The sequence below is a fragment of the Hymenobacter wooponensis genome (assembly GCF_004745865.1).
GTDB classification, from domain to species: Bacteria; Bacteroidota; Bacteroidia; order Cytophagales; family Hymenobacteraceae; genus Hymenobacter; species Hymenobacter wooponensis.
The window spans coordinates 262,448-282,299 of the sequence record NZ_SRKZ01000004.1 but is presented as its reverse complement, the minus strand read 5'-3'; the positions used below and the strand labels follow the sequence as shown (position 1 = coordinate 282,299).

The following is a 19,852-nucleotide window of genomic DNA, read 5'->3' as shown; positions in this document are numbered from 1 at the left end:
TCGTCTTCGTATGAGGAGGAGGCTATCTTACAGTAAACTCCTTGGTGAAGGTTTGCGGCTTGGTAACCTCTTCTGGCTGGTCAGCGTGCAAAATGGTCAGAGGCGTTGTGAACGAAGTTCGATACTGGCCTTTGGCCAAATAAGTGGTAGCAGCATGACCACAGAAGTAGGCACTCATGGGAAAGGCAGGTGCCTCCACCCACGGAATTGACAGCGTAAGCGTCTGATGCGCAGGTATTAAAACGGCACCTTGAAAGGTGCAGAAGACCCATGCGTATGGTTTGCCCACACTTTGCTTACCCCCGCTAGCTGTCAGCTGCTTCACTTCCAGAAATTCTTGGGTATTAATGGGCGGATTAGCCAAGGCGATATCTTGGTCAGTAGAGTTGGTTATCTGAAAACGGAACACAATGTTTTGCCCTTGTGAGAAGACGGTGGCTTCCTGCCCCTGCTCGTTAAGCAGTTGGAAAGAGCACGTGAGCGGGCTGGACGGAGCGTCTGACTTTTCACAGCCAGTGTTAGAGCCCAGTAAGGCAAGAGTTGCCCCGTAGAGTAGAACACGTTTCATAACTATCTATAGATGTAAGTTGGCAATAAGGCATACCACAAGCTGGCTTGCATATGATAATCGTTAGCAGGCAAAAGGTTGCACCCCGCTCCGCCGATATTGGCGGGGAAAGAACTGCCGCCTTACGAAGTGCTAAAGCCTAATGAAATGAAAAGCCCCTGACGGCCATCTCGGCATCAGGGGCTTTTCATGTAGGGCAGTAAACTCAATGAGAAAGGTGTGGCGAATACAAGCCAGCCTTTTACTTATTCTTGCCCAGCTGGTAGGCCAGGGACGGCGTTGCCTTGGGCTGCTTGGGAGCTTTGAACGCCCATTTTCTCTTCGCGCTTGCGCTGGTACTTATCGAATTGGGCGGGCGTGAGCACATCCTTGAGCATCGCCAGCCGCGACTGGCCAATGTCGTCAATCACGGAGGACATCTTGCGCACATTCTGGCGGTAATTGAGGCGAGCCGTTTCCACGCCCCGCACACTGATGAGGTTGATGTTGCGCACCTTCTCCAACTGCTCTGGGTTGAGAGCCAAAGCTTTCTGCATGTTGGCCGTGAGGGCTTCGGCACGAGCGGTTACTTGCTCAGGGTTAGGGGCAGCCGGCGCGGCCACTGTTTTTTGAGTTGGGCGTCCGGGAGCTGGGCGAGCTGGCGTCTTGCCCGTTTGGGCCAGCAGCGCAGCAGGAGCTGCCAAGAATAGGAGAGTAGCTAAAACAGAACTTTTCATGTGAAGGAAGCAAAAGCAGGCTAGGGGCGCGAAGTGGCCTACGCTAACGAGGTGGGCGAGGCAGAGGTAATACGCCTGTAAAGATGATGCCAGAAACGTAATGTTATGGGTAGAACGTGCCCCAAACCCGAGTTTATTATCAGCTAGGCCACAAGCAGAAGTTAGGGGGTGTAACCTTTCGGGCGTACTTCCCTTACACGAAGAACTACCTTCTGCTCCTGAGCTTATCCGTCATCCTATGAAGCCCCAAACCCGAAACACTCTGCTAGCCACTGCGGCTGGTGTTAGCGCTCTGCTAGCTGCTACTCTTTACTCCAACCGCCGCGGCAACTACAATCTGGCTGGCCGGGTGGTGCTTATAACCGGTGGCTCTCGGGGATTAGGGCTTATCATGGCTCGGCAGGCCGTGGCGGAAGGTGCAAAAGTAGCCATCTGTGCCCGCGACGCCGAAGAGCTAGAGCGAGCCCGGCAGGAGCTGTCAGAGGATGGGGCGCAGGTGCTGGCCCTAGTGCGCAACCTCACCGATGCCAATGAAGTGCGCACGCTGGTGGCCGAGGTGCAGCAGCAGCTCGGGTCAATTGATGTGCTCGTTAATAACGCGGGTATCATTACCGCCGGGCCCCTCGACCACATTGAGCTGCGTGACTACGAAGACTCCATGGACACCCACTTCTGGGCGCCGCTCCATGCTATGCAGGCCGTATTGCCCGATATGCGTCGGCGCGGCGAAGGACGCATCGTTAATATCTCTTCGGTGGGCGGGAAGGTGGCGGTACCGCACCTGGCGCCTTACTGCGCTAGCAAGTTTGCACTGGTAGGCCTCTCCGAAGGTTTCCGGGCCGAGCTTCAGCAGCACGGCCTCGTGGTGACTACCGTGTGCCCGGGCCTGATGCGGACGGGTAGTGCCCGCAACGCCATTGTGAAAGGGCAGCATAAGAAAGAATACGCCTCCTTTATCATTGCCGACTCACTGCCGGGGTTGTCGATGGATGCGGAATCGGCGGGGCGCCAGATCTGGAATGCCTGCCGCCGTGGCGACGCTGAAGTTATTTTGAGCCTACCAGCCAAGGTGCTATCAGCCTTTCACGGCCTCTTCCCCGGTACCACTGCCGACGTGCTGGGGTGGGTGAATCGCACCCTGCCCGGCCCCACCGACGAGTCAGGCGACCAGCGTCGTTTTGGTTACGAGAGTGAGTCGCCAGTATCGCGCTCCTGGCTCACGGCACTCACCCGCAAAGCCGAAAAGAAAAACAACGAGAAGTGAGGTGCTACATATTGCTTGCTGATCAATGAAATAAGGTAGGTCGTAAGACGATCAGCAAGCATCGATCAGCAAGCAATACGTAGTCTTATGGCAACACTTGCAGCCAGCCTTTGTAGCGCCGGCCGTTAGTGAAGGTGATGAGGTAATAATACATGCCGGTACTGCCAGCCCCGTTCCACTTGAATGATCGTTCCGGGGAGTGGAAGACTTCATTGCCCCAGCGTGAGTATATCTTGATGCCTCCAAAGCGTCCGTCGCAATAGTCGGGAGGGAGCGTAGGTAACTCGAAGGCGTCATTCTTGCCGTCGCCATTGGGAGTAATAATATTTGGCGGCAGGAAGCTGACCGTGTCTACGGGGGGCAGCACCACAAACTGCACCAGCCGAACCAGAGGGACGGGGGTACACTTTGTAGTTTCCTGCAGCTGAAACCGTACTATCAGGTTTTCCTGTACGCTGGCCGCCTCACACGAGGATTGCCAGCTGAAAGTAGCGTCAGCGCGGCCGGTGCCATTCTGGGCGGTAAACTGCATCCCGGCCGCGGCTAAATCAAACCCCTGGCCTACCGCCGACAATACCAGCGGATCACGGTCGGCATCGGTACCAGTCAGTGTAGCCGTGTACACGCCACCAACGGGTATGCGCACGATGACGGGAGAGGTGCCTGCTGCCTCAGCCGGAAACGAGGTAGTAAGTACGGGCGGGGTATTAGCCGGCGGTATCGCCGTAAACGCTACCCGCACTGTATCAAGTTTGGGTAGGCTACAGCCATTGTCGGCTACTATTACATCCAGCAAGTACACTTGGCCCTTAGTGTCTTGGCACTCCGGGAAACAGAGCGTGGCCGTAAGGGTATCCGGCACACCAGCGGCGCGTACCATACCCGTGGAGACGGTTGTGAATGAGGGGGCTAGGCCACTAAAGTTCACAGGCCGGGTGGTGAGTGTCAGCCGAGAGCTTGGGTCAGGATCCGTGAAGCGGATGCTCAGGCAGCGGTTGCCTCCTGGCACCAGGTGCAGCGTATCGCGACCGGGCACGTAAGCAGGTCGCTTGCCAGTGCCGTTGTACACCTGCACGCTAGGCGCCGTGTTTCTGGGGCAATCCAGCACATATAGCTGAAAGTCGCGGCGAGTCTCGCCAATTTTCACCTTCCGGCGATATTCAGTGCAGCGCACCCCAAACACAAACAGACCGACCTGCGAAGGGCGCACCGTTAAACGCCCAGTCCGCGAGTCAATGCCGAGCGTAGGGGTGCCGGGTATCTGGTTAAGAGTGCTGCGGTCCGCAGCCCAGGTAATGCCTGGGTATGGCGCCGCTTGGGCCTGCGTAGGAGAGGGCGACACTGGGTTGGAGTAGCCGTTGAGCGGCGTTACCATATCGTACACCAGGGAATCTCCGTCTGCATCTTGCCCGCTGAAGTCGTAGTAAAACATTTCGCCTCGGCAGGCATAATCACCCAGGGGCGGGAAGATGCGTGGCGTAGAGTCAATGAACCGCTGGCCATTACGCACAACCGCCGGAAACTCCAAATAAAATGTTTGAGCAGCATTTTGGGGGTTGATAATGTTCTTGATGCCGTTGTTGCGGCAGCAGCGCTCTACAGCCGTATAGTAGCCGGCAGTACTGATGTAAATGTTCTCTTCAAGCGTAATGTCTCTGGTGTACACCAGCTTGCGCGTGCTGAGCGAAGAGGTGGTGCAGGCCGGGTTGGTATACTGCACAAAGGTGTTGCTGGTAAGAGGCAGCACCACGTTTTGCATCCGCCGGTTGTTGGCCTTATCAAAAATGCTAGCTGTCATCTGCTGATCAAGCGCGCCGGGGTTGCCATTTATCGCGTCGAAGTACAGGTTAAGGGTGAGGGTGTAAGTGTTGCCGCGACGGTATTGCAGTTCCATCTCGCCGCCCACAATATGTGTGGCGTGAGCCACCGGTATTCCCAGAATCAGCAGGAGGCCTAGCAACAGCAAACGGCTCCAGGAACACATGGAAAAAGTACGTACAGGTAAACTCATATAGTATGTTGCAAGCGTCAGGTGAGTTCCATCAGGCTAGGCCACTGCCGCACCAGAGGGTAGCAAGGGCTAATAATGGACAGAGAAGAGTCAGAAATAAGCGAGGCGTTTACCATCTGAAAGCGCTAAACAGTGGGGCAATCATTAGAAGCTTACTTCCAAGTGGTGTAAAGCCGTCTTTCATCAACTCCAACCGGCACCGTGTAGAGCAAGAGGTGGTATACAAGATAAAGGGAAAGTAGAACAAAGAGCCAATGCTGGCGCCAAACTATTCTTGAGGTGCCGCTTGAGTAAACTGCACTAGACCAGTGGCCTAGTTCTATCGACGTTTGCCCAGTAATCGGCCCAAATGAAACCTGACTTCTCTATGCCCTGTTCGTTTTATGCAAAACCCAGTGCTGCTTAACCTTGAAAGCCCAAAGCCAGAAGGAAGAAAGTGACAACTCACTTTCTTCCTTCTGGCTTTGGGCTAACTACTAATTTCTGAAAGCTCTTACAGTTAACTGAGCAGGTAGTATCGGGCGAAGCTTATCCTCTAAATCTCCAACTTAAAGAAGCTTCCTTTTCCCAGCAGGGAGGATTGCCTGATTACAAGGTCGCCGGTGATAACAAAGGTGCGGGGCTGAAAGCTCTCTTTCTGACGCACTTGCTCCAAGAAAAGCCGAGCCGCTTGCTGCCCAATTCGGTAGGGGTGGAGGTTGACGGTAGTGAGGCCCGGCTCAATCATGGAGGCCATAAACTCATCGCCAAACCCTACCACCGCCATATCGTCGGGTACTCGCACGCCGCGCTGCTTAAGGGCTACCAGCAAGTCAAAGGCGTTGGTGTAATTGATAGCAAAAATAGCATCGGGTGGTTCTGGCAGCGCCAACCAATTATCCAGGGCCGCTACTGCCAACTCGGGGCGAAAGTTGATGTGCGTTTCGTACTCGGGGCGCAGAGGTAAGTGGTGACGTTTCAACGCGTTCTGGTAGCCCGCCAATCGATTGCGGCTAATCAATAACGATTCCGGACCAGCCAAAATAGCAATCCGGCGGGCCCCCTGCTCAATCAGGTGCTCCGTTACATTAAAGGCGCCGTTCCAGTCATCCAAGATTACCTTAGCACTATCTACCTCATTGCTCACTCGGTCGAAGTGGATAACCGGAATTCCCCGGCAGGCTTCGGGTTTTACATGGTCGAAGTTCTCCGTTTCCCGCGAGTGGCAAATCAAGAGACCATCTACCCGGCTGGCAATCAGCGCTTGTACGTTGCTGACCTCCATGTCGTAGCTTTCCTTCGACTGGCAAATCATAACCCGGTAGCCAGCCTCGCCTACCACCTGCTGAATGCCACTGACCGCCGTAGCAAAGAATGGCCGCTCAATGTCAGGAATGACTACGCCAATGGTATTGGTCTCGCTGCTTTTAAGGCTCTGGGCCAGTAGGTTAGGCTGGTAGTCTAGCTGCCGCGCTACATCCAGAATGGCTTGGCGGGTGTTGGCATTAATATCGGAGTGGCCATTAAGGGCTCTTGATACCGTAGAGGGAGCCACCCCCAGTACTTTGGCTACGTCGCTGATAGTGGTTTGCCGCCGCTTTGTCTCTGATACCTGTGGCGTTTTATCATCTGTGAAGTGATAGTTACAGGCTTTACACAAGTAGCGTTGCCGTCCCCTGATAAACCCCGCCCGCATCACGGCATCAGCCGAATAGCACTTTGTGCATTTCATCATAGCGAAATAGAATTATTCCAGAGGCGAAAGAAGAGAACTACGAAGTCTGTACATCGGCTTCGTTTTATTATTTGAAGGTAATCTACAAAAAAAATATTTCATCAGGCGGAATAGAAATTACCTATCGGAACCGTTTTCGGTAACGTTTTCGGTATTTTTATTTAGAATTCAGCAAGTTGAGCCTGTTTTTAAATGAGGTATCGTTCCTTTTGTTGCTCTATATTCGAAAGCGAGTTCTCACTCACTCCTCCGTAGATAGTTATAACGGTTTACGGATGGCTAGGGGAGAGAGGGTAGCAAAATATTGCACTTTTTTTACAAAATTAACGGTATGCTGCATACCATGCGCTGGTTCGGGCCTAATGACCCGGTTTCTTTGTTCTCTCTGCGTCAAGCCGGCTGTACCGGTGTAGTAACCGCCCTGCATCAGATTCCTGTAGGCCACGTGTGGCCCGTGGAAGAAATTCAGGCTCGTCAGCAGATAGTGGAAGCCGACAATGCCCAGTTTTCGCCTCTGCATTGGGTTGTGGTTGAAAGCCTACCGGTACACGAAGACATTAAAAAGGGCCGCCCTTCGCGCGCGCACTATATAGAGGCCTACAAGCAGTCAATCCGCAACCTAGCCGCCTGCGGTATTCAAACGGTATGCTACAACTTCATGCCGGTGCTGGATTGGTCGCGCACCAACCTAAATTATGTGATGCCGGATGGCTCCCGCGCCCTGCGCTTTGTGTGGCAGGATTTCGCGCTGTTTGACCTTTGCATCTTGAAGCGCCCCGGCGCCGAAATCGATTACGAACCCGCAGTAGCCGCTGCAGCCCGTGAGCAGTTTGCGGCTATGTCGGCAGAAGAGGTGGCCCAGCTTACCAATACGGTGCTGCTAGGCCTGCCCGGCTCCGAAGAAGCCTTCGAACTGGCTGGCTTCCAGAACTTGCTGAATGAGTACGCCAGCATCGATGCCAATACCCTCCGCGAAAACCTTTACTACTTCCTGCGGGAGGTAGGACCGGTGGCTGAAGAAGTTGGCGTAACCCTCTGCATTCACCCCGACGACCCACCGTTCCCGCTCCTAGGCCTACCCCGCGTGGTAAGCACTGAAGCCGACCTACTAGGCCTAGTACAGGCCTACGACTCGCCCGCCAACGGCATTACGTTCTGCACTGGTTCTCTGGGTGTGCGTCCCGATAACGATCTGCCTGGTATCGTGCGCCGCCTGGGGCATCGCATTCACTTTGTGCACCTGCGGGCTACCAAGCGCGAGGAAAACCCTCGCAACTTCCACGAGGCCGACCACCTCACCGGCGATGTAGACATGTACGCCGTGGTACTGGAGTTGGTGCGTGAGGAGATGCGCCGCGCTCAGACGGGCGAGGGTAACCCAAACCTGCCTATGCGCCCCGACCACGGCCACCAGATGCTCGACGACCTCGAAAAGCGCACCTATCCGGGCTACTCCGCCATTGGGCGCCTCCGGGGCCTAGCCGAGTTGCGCGGCCTGGAGCTAGGCATCCGCCGCAGCCTCGCTGAGCAAGACCAACCTGCCCTGTCTACCGCTTCCGCTCACACCTTCGCTCAATAGTCTTTCCGCTTCCCATGTCCTTTCGCTCCCTGTTGCTCCTTCTTGTACTCTGCACCTTTGCTCAGCGTGGCCTAGCCGACGATGGGTATCGGCTGTGGCTGAAGTACGACTTGGTGCGCGACGCCAGCCAGCGTAAGACATACCAGAAGCAGGCGAAATTTATTACGGTACCCAACGGGGCATCGCCCATCCTCCAAACGGCTGGCCGCGAGCTGCAGCAGGGCTTGTTAGGGTTGCTAGGCCAGTCGGTAGCAGTAGTAGGGGATAGCAAGGGCAAAGGCGGTATTGTGCTGTCGGTAGCTGCTAACCCAGAGTTAGGCGAGGAAGGCTACCGGGTAAGCACGCAGGGAGGCAACCTCCTGGTAACTGGCGCTACGGATAAGGGCGCGCTCTACGGTGCGTTTGCCCTGTTGCGCCACTTGCAAACCGGCCAGTCATTAGCCAACGTCAACCTGACCAGCAAACCCCGCATTGAGTACCGCTTGCTGAATCACTGGGACAACCCCAACGGCACCGTGGAGCGCGGCTATGCGGGTTCCTCCATCTGGAAATGGCAGGAGCTGCCTGATGTCATTGACCCGCGCTACCGCGACTACGCCCGCGCTAATGCTTCTATCGGCATCAATGGGGTAGTATTTAATAATGTGAATGCCAGCGCCCGCTTCCTGACGGCAGAATACCTGCAGAAGGTAGCAGCCCTGGCCAATGTAATGCGACCTTATGGGATTAGGGTGTACATGTCGGTGCTGTGGGCGGCACCCAAGGTGATTGGAGGGCTGCAAACCTCTGATCCCTTGGACCCCCAAGTGCGCCGCTGGTGGGCCGCTAAAACCGACGAGATATATAAGGTAATTCCCGACTTCGGCGGCTTCCTGGTGAAGGCTAACTCCGAAGGCGAACCTGGCCCTCAGGACTACGGCCGCAACCACGCCGACGGCGCCAACATGCTGGCCGAAGCTCTAGGCCAGCACGATGGCATTGTGATGTGGCGCGCCTTTGTGTACAAAGCCAACTCCAACGGCGACCGGTTTAAGGAAGCTTTTCAGGAGTTTCAACCCCTCGATGGCAAGTTTGCCAAGAAGGTACTGGTGCAGGTAAAAAACGGCCCCATCGACTTTCAGGCCCGCGAGCCATTTCACCCGCTGTTCGGCGCCATGCCCAAAACACCGCTGGTGTTAGAGGTGCAGCTCACGCAGGAGTACCTGGGCTTCGCTACTCATCTCGTGTATCTGGCTCCGCTCATCAAAGAGTGTCTCGATGCCGACACCTACGCGAAAGGCCCCGGCTCTACGGTGGCTAAAGTGGTAGATGGTACCGTTGACCAGCATGCTATCAGTGGCATTGCCGGCGTAGCCAACATTGGCTCCGACCGTAACTGGACTGGCCACCCCGTAGGCCAGGCCAACTGGTACTCTTACGGCCGCTTGGCCTGGGACCATACCCTGACCTCGCAGGCCTTGGCCGAGGAGTGGACCAAGATGACCCTGACGCAGGAGCCCAAAGCCGTCAGCACCATTACGGACCTGCTCACGAAGTCGCGCGACATTTATGTGCGCTACACCACGCCGCTAGGCCTGCACCACATCATGGGCCAGAGCATTCACTACGGTCCCGAGCCCTGGTTGGAAAAAAGCGCCCGCCCCGACTGGACCTCCATTTATTATCACAAAGCCGATGCCGTGGGCTTGGGCTTCAACCGCACCGCTACTGGCAGCAACGCGCTAGGCCTGTATGCGCCGCAAGTACAAAAGCAGTGGGGCGACCCAGCTACCTGTCCGCCTGATTACCTGCTGTGGTTCCACCACGTGCCCTGGACTCAGACCCTAAACACGGGCAAAACGCTCTGGAATGAGCTAACCACCCGCTACTACACCGGTGCTGATTCTGTGCAGTGGATGCAGCAGCAGTGGGCTCAGGTGCAGCCCGCCGTAGATGCCGAGTTACACGCCGATGTAGCCTCCCGTTTGCGCATTCAGCAGCGTGAAGCCATTTGGTGGCGCGATGCCTGCGTGCTCTACTTCCAGACATACTCGAAGCAGCCGCTGCCGCCCACACTCACGCCGCCCACGCGCCCCCTCGCCGAAATCAAAGAGCTGGTCGACATCTACCAGCTCCGCTAATCCTGCCAACTTCTGTTTGGCACCAACATTATTTTCGAATGGAAAACTTCACTCCCGTTCTCGCTCAACTTGCGCACCCTAACAGCCAGCCTAATCCATTTGCGCTGGACGGCCGTCTCGCCCTCATCACGGGTGGTGGCACGGGCATAGGGCTGGAAATAGCCCGCTGCATGGTAACGGCCGGCGCTACCGTGATTATTACGGGCCGCCGCGAAGCCGTGCTGCAGGAAGCAGTAGCTGACCTAGGTGCTTCCGCGCACTACCTCACCAACGACGTCTGCGACTTGGCTTCGTTGGATGGCTTGGTAGACCACATTGAGGCTACCTATGGCGAGTTGGATATTGTAGTAAACAACGCCGGCATCAACATGAAAAAGCCGGCTCTGGAAGTAACCGATGAAGAGTTTAACCGCATTATTCACACCAATCTAAATTCAGTATTTGCCCTTACCCGGGCTTGTGCCAAGCGCATGGTGGCTCGCAAGCGTGGCGTAATACTGATGATTTCTTCCATGGCCGCCTACTACGGTATCGATAGGGTAGTGGCCTACGCTGCTTCTAAGTCGGCAGTAGAAGGTATGGTGAAAGTGCTAGCCTCTGAGTTCTCCAAGGACAATGTGCGCGTGAATGCCATAGCCCCCGGCTTCATCGAAACCGAGATGAGCCGCACCGCCATGAACTCCGACCCCGACCGCCGCGACCGGGCCATGCGCCGCACGCCCATGGGTAAGTTTGGCCAGCCCGAAGATATTGGTCACGCCGCCGTGTTCCTCTCCTCCGATGCCGCTCGCTACATCACCGGCGCTTCGCTGCCCGTGGACGGCGGCAACTCCATCGGCTTCTAACCTCTCAAATTCCGCCCCTGCGTTGCCAAGGGCGTTTAGCTGTTTCATCCCACTTTTATAAATCCCACATTCCATGCAATTCCCTTTACGCAAGACGGCGTTGGGCCTGAGCTGGCCACTACTAGCTGCCACTGGGCTCTCATTAGCTGGCGGCCTACTGGCTCCTACTGCGGTACAAGCTCAGGCTACCGCACAATCAGTTTCCGGCCGCGTAGTTGGCACCGACGGCGCCGGCTTGCCCGGCGTAAACGTGGTAGTGAAAGGCTCCACCACGGGTACCGTAACCGACGGTGAAGGTCGGTTCACCGTGGCGGCTCCGGCTGGCTCTACGCTGGTGTTCTCCTTTGTGGGTTTCACTTCTAAGGAAGTAGCCGTTGGCAATCAGTCAACGGTAAATGTAACGCTAGGCGAAGACGCGAAAGCTTTAAGTGAAGTAGTGGTAGTAGGCTACGGCGTACAGAAGAAAAGCCAGGTAACGGGCGCTATTTCGTCAGTTGATGAGCAGTCTCTGCGTGACGTACCGGTAGCTAACATTGGTCAGGCCTTGCAAGGCCGGGCGGCTGGTGTAAACATTTCCAGCGCTAGCAGCTCCCCCGGTCAAAACCCGGTTATTCGTATCCGTGGTAACCGTTCTTTTGCAGGTAGCAATGACCCACTGCTGGTAGTTGATGGCGTGCCCTACGATGGCAACCTCAATGACCTGAACCCCGACGATATCACCTCACTAGAGGTACTTAAAGATGCCTCCTCGACGGCTATTTATGGTGCCCGCGGTGCTAACGGCGTTATTCTGATTACTACCAAGCGTGGCAAGGCTGGTGCTCCACGGGCAACCTATAGCGCCTATTACGGTACCAAAAAGCCTTACGGACTGTTCGATCTGCAAAACGGACAGGAGTACTACAACTTCCGCTTCCAGGCTTACCAAGCCAACGGCATTGCCAATCCGTTGAACACACCAGGCTTCCTGACAGAAGATGAGAAAGCCAACTACGCTGCTGGTAGAACTACTGACTATCAGGACTTGCTATTCCAGAATGGCCGCATCCAGAATCACTCGTTAGGCCTGTCAGGTGGCACCGAGGAAACGCAGTATTCGGCTTCGCTGGGCTACTACGACGAAACCGGCATTGTGCCGGTGCAGGGCATCAAGCGCTATTCTCTACGCGGAACGCTGGATCAGAAGATTGGTAAGCGCGTGAAGATCGGTTTAAACACCCTGAACAGCTTTACGCAACAGAACGACCCCGGCCTAAACATTATTAATGGCATTCTTACAGGTAGCCCCTTGGCCTCACCCTACGATGCCAACGGTATTCCGGTGCTGTTTCCGAACACCGACACAGCCTTGGGCAACCCGCTGAACTTCTACACCGAGGATGCTCACCTTGACCAACGCCGACGTATTCGCACTTTCAATAGCATATACGGGCAGGTGAACATTCTGAAAGGACTGGATTATCGCCTCAACATTGGCCTAGATGGCCGCTCCGAGACCAGCGACTCCTTCTTTGCCTCCAATACACCAGCGCGTGGGGGTGGACAAAATGCGGCTTCTCGTTCCCAAAACCTAGCCTTTAACCTGCTTGCTGAAAACATCCTGACGTATAACCGCACGTTTGGTCGTCATGATGTAAACTTCACTGGCCTGTACAGTGCTCAGGAGTTCCGCACCGACGGTTTTAACGCTGGCTCGCAAAACTTGCCAACGAACTATCAGCAGTCCTTCAACTTGGGTGCTGGTACTCCCACGGCCCCCGGTAGCTTCAAGAGCCAGTTCGACATCATTTCGTACATGGGTCGCGCCAACTACGCCTTCGACAACCGTTATTCTGCTACCGTTACGGTGCGTGTCGATGGCTCCTCACGTCTGGCTCCTGGCAACAAGTACAAAGCTTTCCCCTCAGCCGCAGTAGCCTGGAATATTGCTAATGAGCAGTTCCTACAAGGTCAGGCATGGGTTAGCAGCCTGAAGCTGCGCGCGAGCTACGGCCGCGTGGGTAGCACCGCGGTAAGCACGTACCAAACGCTGGGTTCATTACAATCGGCGCTAGGTAATGGTTACTATAACTTCGGTTCTACTGGAGCCATTGGTGTCGTACCTGCCACTATCCCAAACCCGAACTTAGGCTGGGAGTATACGGCGACTACCAACTTTGGCTTGGACTTTGGTTTGTTCAACAACCGTGTATCAGGTTCGGTGGAGGTCTACCAGCAGCGTACCAGCGATCTGCTGCTGCCTGATGCCCTTCCTACTGCCAGTGGTTACAGCGCCTTCACGCGTAACGTTGGACAGACGCAGAACCGTGGCTTAGAAATCGGTCTGACGACGGTAAACGTGCGCTCAGAAAGCGGCTTTGAGTGGAGCACTGACTGGAACTTCACTGTCAACCGCGAAAAGGTGCTGAACCTAGGACTAGGCAAAGACGAGAACGGTAAAGAGCGTAGCGACCTTGGCAACCAGCGCTTTATTGGTCAGCCGTTGTATGTGTTCTACGATTACAAGAAAGTAGGTATCTGGCAGACGAACGAAGCGGCTGAGGCGGCTAAGTACAACAGCAAGGTGGGCCAGATTAAGATTCAGGACGCAAATGGTAACGGCACCATCGATCCTGGTGACCGGCAGATTGTAGGCACTCGCCAGCCTAAGTTTGAAGCCGGTATGACGCAGCGCTTCCGCTACAAAGGCTTTGACCTCACGGCTGTAGGTCTAACCCGGGTAGGAGCAACCGTTATTGATCCGCTGCTCTTCGGTCCTTCGTATTTTACCACCTTTGAAGGTCGCCGCAACCAAGTAAATCTTGATTACTGGACGCCCCAGAACCCAACTAACGCCTTCCCACAGCCACGCCAAGGCAACGGCGACTTCCCGCCCTATAGCACCACACTAGCCTACCAGAGCGGAACCTTTATCAAGGTACGTAGCATTGACTTAGGTTACTCATTGCCTGCTGCTATCGCCAAAAAGGCTCTGATTAGCACCGCGCGTGTTTACGTGCAGGTACAAAACCCGCTTATCTGGTCGCCAGTAGGCTTCTATAAGAAGAACAAGGCCATTGACCCAGATGCGCTGTCTTACTCTACGCGCTTTGGCGGTAGCGGCCAGCCCGGCGGTGTTGCCTTCGCTGAAGGTGACCTCAATGGTAACGTGAACTCTACGTTGGCCGGCCGCGGCGTGAACTACCCAGCTACCCGTGCCTTTATTGTAGGCCTGAACCTGGGTTTCTAATCATCTTACTAAATTCCCCAACGCATTTTGCCTTCGCTCTTTCATATGAGAAAGATATTTCTTACCGGCTCGGCTTTGGCCCTGTTGTTAGCAGCCAGCAGCTGCGATAAAGATATTCTAGACGAAAACCCGCAGTCCATCCTCGTGCCCTCGTTTTTGAGCACGCCTGAAGGGGTGCAGGCTGGTCTAACCGGTGTATACTCGGGGTTACGCAACGTATTTGGCAATGAAGAAGCTGAGTACATGGCAGTGCAAGGAACCGACGAGTGGATGCGTGGCTTTGCTGCTACCCAAGGCTACGAGGATTACAACCCGGCCCTACTGAATTCGCAAAACTCGGCCGTTACCAACCAGTGGGCCATTATCTACCGCTACATCAACGGCGCCAACGGAGTTATTCAGTCCGCTGCTTCGGTGCAGGGCTTGGCCCCGACCGTGCTAACGCAGATTGTAGCAGAGGCCAAAGTGCTGCGGGCCCAGTATTACTTCGTGCTGGTACAATACTTCGGCGACGTACCCTTGTCTCTCAAGTTTGTAGATGCGCCTACGAAGGATATTGCCCGGGCTCCTGCAGCCGATGTGTACACTGCCATCATTGCTGACCTAAATGACGCACTGGGCAGTATCGCCGACCGTCCTGCTCAGCCCGGCCGCGTATCCCGTGCTACAGCTCTCCACTTGCTCTCAAAGGTTTACCTGACCCGCGCTACCTCTAAAGCTAAGCAGGCCGACGATTACGCTAAGGCTGCGCAGTACGCTAAGGAGCTGATTGACGACTCTAACCCTAATGGCACGGGTGCTGGCACCGGTGTAGGCGCCAAGTACGGCAAAGGCTTGGAGGCTGATGTGGCGGATGTGTTCCGCGAAGGCAAGGAGAATGATAAAGAGGTGTTGATGAACGTGCAGTTCAATACTGATCCCACGTTCACCGGCCAAGATCCTTTCTCGCCAACCGGAGCTAACCAGACCAGCTTCTTCTTCCGGAGCCGCTACGACTTGTTGCCCAACATGGTGCGCGATATACCAAATGGCCGCCCTTATGGTCGTTTCTGCCCCACGCCGTTCCTGCTGGATTCTTACATCTTGCCGGGTGAAAGCGGCAAAGATCTGCGCAGCACTGATACGCGCTACAACAAGTGGTTTACGACCGTATACCGTGTAAACTCGACTGGCACTGGTGCCGCCAATGGTGGCCGCGCTAACGCTGTGTTGGGCGATACTGCCGCTTGGTACACAGGTCGGCCGCTCTCGGCTACTGAAAAGGCACGTATTGCTTCCCGTCCGAATGGCCCGTACACCGTAATAGAGCCTAGCGGCTACTCTAACTTGTTTTCGCCTAACCTAAATAAGTTCGACGACCCAACCCGTACGGCTTTGAACAATCCATCAGACCGTCCGCTGATTGTGTACCGTTTGGCTGAAACGTATCTGGTTGCTGCCGAAGCTAACATGTACTTGGGCAACACGTCCCAAGCCGTACGTTACATCAACGTAGTCCGGGAGCGGGCTGGTGCTGCCGGCAAAAAGGCTCAGATGGACATCACGGCTGCCCAACTCAACATCGACTTCATCCTGGACGAACGCAGCCGCGAGTTGGCGGGTGAGCAGATGCGCCGATTCGATCTGATTCGTACGGGGAAACTGGTTGAGCGCGTGAAAAACTTAGTGCCGCCAGCGCAAAACCGGACAACATTCCCGGCTGGCCCGTATGGCTCTGATGCTGCCAAGAATGTCAAGGATTTCCACGTATTGCTCCCGATTCCGCAGAGTGAAATCGACCGGACAAGCGGCAAAATCGTGCAGAACCAAGGGTATCTGTAGCAGGTGACGCTACTCAGTAGCGGCAACCCATGAGCAAGCGTGCTTGGTAGCAGTTAGGTCTTTGGGCCTATGTTACTAGGCACGCTTCTCTTTTTTGCTAGAAAGTAAGACGATACATAAGCCAGTAATACACGAGTGGCCTGTAATGATGCGCAGGAGGAAGCGTCTGCACCGGGACTCTGCCAATTAAATGACGAGCTGCAAAATAGTAAGGCCCTATCCTCATCATGTCTAGTACCGCCGGCACCCAATGAAGTATTTCTGACACTGGCCTATACCTTACCTAACCAAACGCTTACACACGCTCATAGAAATAGCATGAAGAGAAAAGGCCTTGTACTTGCGTCTATCGTCTGCTTGTTGCAAAGCGCAACCATACTAGCACAATCGTTTGACCTCACCAACCCAATTTTATCGGGGTTTTATCCTGACCCAAGCGTTATTCGGGTAGGGAAGGATTACTACCTGGTGAACTCCACTTTTTCTTACTTCCCCGGCATTCCGGTTTTTCAGAGCAAAGACCTGAAAAATTGGAAACAAATCGGCAATGTCATCAGCCGCCCTTCACAAATGAATTTTCTGGGCGACCGAATGACTCGCGGGTTATTCGCGCCAGCCATTGAGTACCACAATGGCACCTACTATGTCACCTGCACGCTCATCGACCACAAAGGCAACTTTGTAGTGACGGCTAAAAACCCCGCTGGGCCGTGGAGTAACCCGACTTTCTTGCCTGAGGTGAAAGGCATCGACCCCTCGCTGTATTTCGAGGGCGACAAGGCCTACGTCATCTACAACAGCGACCCGCCAGACAACAAGCCACTGTACGACGGACACCGCTCCATCAAGATTATCGAGCTGAATCCGAAAACGCTGCAAACCGTAGGCGAGGCAAAAATTGTGGTGAACGGAGGGGTAGACCTGAGCAAGAAGCCCGTCTGGATTGAAGGCCCGCACCTTATGAAGCGGGGCGACTGGTATTACCTCTACGCGGCCGAAGGCGGCACGTCGGTCAACCATACGGAGGTGGTATTCCGTAGCAAGGCGCCCCTGGGGCCGTTTGTGCCTTACGAGAAAAACCCCATTCTCTCGCAGCGGGAGTTGCCCAAAGACCGTAAAGACCCTATTACCTCGGCGGGGCATGCCCAGTTTGTGGAAGGCCCGGATGGCAAGACGTACGCTATTTTCCTGGCCGTGCGGCCCTACGAAGGCAATTTCTATAATACCGGGCGCGAGACCTTCATTGTGCCCGTAGTGTGGAAAGACGAGTGGCCCGTTATGGACCCCGGGCCTAATGGAGTGCAATACTCCTACAAGGCCAACTTTCCTGAGGTGAAGCAGCCCGGCGCTCTGCCTCAGAGCGGCAACTTTGCCTACACGCTCACCTTCGAGAAGCAGCTAGACCCAGCGCTGCTGTTCCTGCGCACGGTGGATAGCACCAATTTCTCCCTGAGCAAAGCAAAAGGCCTCACCCTTAAGCTAAAGCCCGAAACGTGCGCAGAGCTCGGCAACCCAGCCTTCATCGGCAAGCGGCAGCAGCACATGTACGGCAGCGCCGAAACGGAGCTGACCTTTTCAGCCAAGGCGGCCAATGAAACGGCTGGCCTGGTAGCTTTTCAAGACGAGAAGCACTTCTACTACCTCTGCAAATCTGTTGAGAACGGTAAGCCCGTCGTGCAGCTGCTGAAGAGCACGGCCGACGCTAAGAACACCGAACTGCTGGCGAAAGCGCCCCTGAAAGCGGCGGCCGGTAAGGTGCAGCTGCGCATCAATGCGGATGGCGACACCTACAGCTTCCGCTTTTCGGAGGACGGTAAAAACTACACGCTGCTGAAAGACAAGGTAGACGCGCGCTTCCTGAGCACGCAGGTAGCGGGAGGCTTTATTGGCTGCCTGTACGGCATGTACGGCACATCGGCCGGGCAGCCTACTACCAACACTGCCTCCTTTAAGTGGCTGAAGTACGAGGGCCACGACCCCATGTATAAGAAATAGTACGCAGCCCAATAGCTACGCTCTCATCCTCCTTCTATGCGCCTCTACCCATTTATTTGCCTGCTCGTGCTTCCACTCACCGCGGCTCAGGCTGCCAAGCCTATCCGTATTGCTAGTCCCGATGGGGCTGTGCAGGTGACCGTAGATGTAACCCCCCAGGGCCAGCCAACCTATGCCGTGCGCTACGGGCAGGCGGAGCTGCTGCGCCCCTCACGCCTAGGCCTGCAACTCGCCGGTGCCGACCTCACACGGGGGCTAAAGCTGACGAAGGCCGATAAGGTAGAAGCCGTAACCGATGACTACCAGCTCACCACGGATAAGCGGGCTAACTGCAGCTACCGAGCCAACCGGCGGGTAGTGCACTTCAAGAGCCAGGCCAGTGGGCCGCAGTTGAGCGTGGTCTTTCAGGTATCCAACGATGGGGTAGCGTTTCAATACTTAGTGGAAGGCAACAGCCAGGAAGTGCAGCGCATTACAACCGAAGCCACCTCTTTTCACCTGCCCGCTAGCGCTAAAGGCTGGTTGCACCCACATGCCAAGGCCCAGACTGGCTTTGCCAATACCCAGCCCTCGTACGAGGAGAATTACCAGCGTGGCATAGCGGCCGGCACACCGTCGACCATCGGGCAGGGGTGGTCGTTTCCGGCCTTGTTTGAAACCAACGGGCACTGGGTGCTGCTGACCGAGGCCGGTATGGGCCGCAACTACGCCGGCACCCACCTGGCCCACGAGTCGCCAGATGCTGAGTACGCTGTGGCCTTCCCGCAGCCGCCCGAAAAAACCACACCCGACGCGGCCCTGCTACCCGAAAGCCGCCTGCCGTGGCGCACGCCTTGGCGCGTGGTGGTGGTAGGCAACTCGCTGGCCCCTATCGTAGAGTCGACGCTGACAACGGACCTGAGTGCGCCTGCTAAAACGCCCGTGCTCACCGATGCGCCGGGCAAATCGTCGTGGTCGTGGGTGCTGATGGGTGACCAGAACACCACCTACGACGTGCAGCGCCGCTTCATCGACTACGCGGCCAACATGGGCTGGCGCTACTGCCTCGTCGATGCGCTTTGGGACAAGCAAATTGGCTACGATAAAACCCAGGAGCTAGCCCAATATGCGCGTTCCAAAAACGTAGGCCTGTTGGTGTGGTACAACTCAAACGGGCACTGGAACGAGGCCCCACAAACGCCCACCAACGTGCTGTTTGAGCCCGAAAGTCGGCGCAAGGAGTTTGCCCGCATCAAGCAGATGGGCGTGGCCGGGGTCAAAATCGACTTCTTCGGAGGCGATGGGCAGTCGTTTATGAACTACTACCAGGACTTGCTCGTCGATGCCGCCCAGGCCGGGCTGTTGGTGAACTTCCACGGCACCACCATCCCGCGGGGCTGGAACCGGACCTATCCCAACCTGATGACCATGGAAGCCGTGAAGGGCTTCGAGTTTCTGACCTTCGACCAGCACAACACCGACCAGGAGGCTACTCACTGCGCTACGCTGCCCTTCACCCGTAACGCCGTGGGCCCGATGGACTTCACGCCCATGGCCTTCTCGGAGATTCGGGGTAAGGAGCGCCGCACCTCCAATGCGTTTGAGTTGGCGTTGTCGGTACTGTTCCAGTCGGGTATTCAACACTACGCCGAAGTGCCCGAGGGCATGGCCGCGCAGCCCGCCTATGTGCAGGACTTCGTGAAGAAGCTGCCGCCGCGCTGGGCCGATGTGAAACTGCTCGACGGTTACCCCGGTCAGTACGCAGTGCTGGCCCGGCAGGCGCCCGGCGGCGCCTGGTATGTGGCCGGCATCAACGCCACCGACGCGCCCAAAACCATTCAAGTTGACCTCAGCAAGCTAGGCCTAAAGAGCGGCACACTCATTACTGACGGGGACACCAACCGCAGCTTCAGCACTCGGCTCGTGGGGGGGAGCACCGTTAGCGTAACGCTGCCCGCAAAGGGTGGCTTTGTGGTGCAGCCCTAGGCCTATACCAGCGGGCTCCCTGGTC

At 55.8% G+C, this 19,852-nt stretch carries 12 protein-coding genes; 8 read left to right on the top strand and 4 right to left on the bottom strand.

Annotated elements, in window-relative coordinates:
* Window positions 1-22: 22 nt before the first annotated feature.
* Window positions 23-568: a hypothetical protein gene (locus EU557_RS14860; RefSeq protein WP_135531252.1), complete on the bottom strand. Its 546-nt coding sequence runs from the start codon at window positions 566-568 to the stop codon at window positions 23-25.
* A 245-nt stretch (window positions 569-813) separates the two neighbouring features.
* Window positions 814-1,284, bottom strand: a complete 471-nt coding sequence (locus EU557_RS14855; RefSeq protein ID WP_135531251.1) for a hypothetical protein — start codon at window positions 1,282-1,284, stop codon at window positions 814-816.
* A gap of 238 nt (window positions 1,285-1,522) precedes the next feature.
* Here EU557_RS14855 and EU557_RS14850 point away from each other — a divergent pair, with 238 nt between their 5' ends.
* Window positions 1,523-2,548 carry an SDR family NAD(P)-dependent oxidoreductase gene (locus tag EU557_RS14850; RefSeq protein ID WP_135531250.1) on the top strand — a complete coding sequence of 342 codons (1,026 nt, stop codon included), beginning with the start codon at window positions 1,523-1,525 and terminating at the stop codon, window positions 2,546-2,548.
* Between the two features lie 85 nt (window positions 2,549-2,633).
* Here EU557_RS14850 and EU557_RS14845 read toward each other — a convergent pair whose 3' ends face one another.
* Together EU557_RS14845 and EU557_RS14840 are read right to left on the bottom strand one after the other, a co-directional pair.
* The gene (locus tag EU557_RS14845) at window positions 2,634-4,532 is read right to left on the bottom strand and encodes a T9SS type B sorting domain-containing protein (RefSeq protein WP_167855222.1); all 1,899 of its coding nucleotides are present in this window, start codon (window positions 4,530-4,532) and stop codon (window positions 2,634-2,636) included.
* Between the two features lie 562 nt (window positions 4,533-5,094).
* Window positions 5,095-6,273 carry a LacI family DNA-binding transcriptional regulator gene (locus EU557_RS14840; RefSeq protein ID WP_135531248.1) on the bottom strand — a complete coding sequence of 393 codons (1,179 nt, stop codon included), beginning with the start codon at window positions 6,271-6,273 and terminating at the stop codon, window positions 5,095-5,097.
* Window positions 6,274-6,604: 331 nt separating this feature from the next.
* Between EU557_RS14840 and uxuA the strand changes: the two genes are divergently transcribed.
* The 7 genes from uxuA to EU557_RS14805 all read left to right on the top strand — a co-directional run bounded on the left by uxuA (window position 6,605) and on the right by EU557_RS14805 (window position 19,827).
* On the top strand, window positions 6,605-7,852 hold the full coding sequence (uxuA, locus tag EU557_RS14835) for a mannonate dehydratase (protein WP_245326283.1): 1,248 nt from the start codon (window positions 6,605-6,607) through the stop codon (window positions 7,850-7,852).
* Between the two features lie 14 nt (window positions 7,853-7,866).
* Entirely contained in the window at window positions 7,867-9,972 is a 2,106-nt protein-coding gene (locus tag EU557_RS14830; protein WP_135531247.1) for an alpha-glucuronidase family glycosyl hydrolase, read from the top strand.
* Between the two features lie 38 nt (window positions 9,973-10,010).
* A complete protein-coding gene (locus tag EU557_RS14825; protein WP_135531246.1) occupies window positions 10,011-10,817 on the top strand; it encodes an SDR family NAD(P)-dependent oxidoreductase in 807 nt (268 codons plus the stop codon).
* A 73-nt stretch (window positions 10,818-10,890) separates the two neighbouring features.
* Window positions 10,891-14,046, top strand: a complete 3,156-nt coding sequence (locus tag EU557_RS14820; RefSeq protein ID WP_135531245.1) for a SusC/RagA family TonB-linked outer membrane protein — start codon at window positions 10,891-10,893, stop codon at window positions 14,044-14,046.
* 45 nt (window positions 14,047-14,091) lie between these two features.
* The gene (locus EU557_RS14815; RefSeq protein ID WP_135531244.1) at window positions 14,092-15,867 is read left to right on the top strand and encodes a RagB/SusD family nutrient uptake outer membrane protein; all 1,776 of its coding nucleotides are present in this window, start codon (window positions 14,092-14,094) and stop codon (window positions 15,865-15,867) included.
* A 318-nt stretch (window positions 15,868-16,185) separates the two neighbouring features.
* Entirely contained in the window at window positions 16,186-17,862 is a 1,677-nt protein-coding gene (locus EU557_RS14810; RefSeq protein WP_135531243.1) for a glycoside hydrolase family 43 protein, read from the top strand.
* 36 nt (window positions 17,863-17,898) lie between these two features.
* Entirely contained in the window at window positions 17,899-19,827 is a 1,929-nt protein-coding gene (locus tag EU557_RS14805; RefSeq protein ID WP_135531242.1) for a glycoside hydrolase family 97 protein, read from the top strand.
* Window positions 19,828-19,852 lie beyond the last annotated feature (25 nt).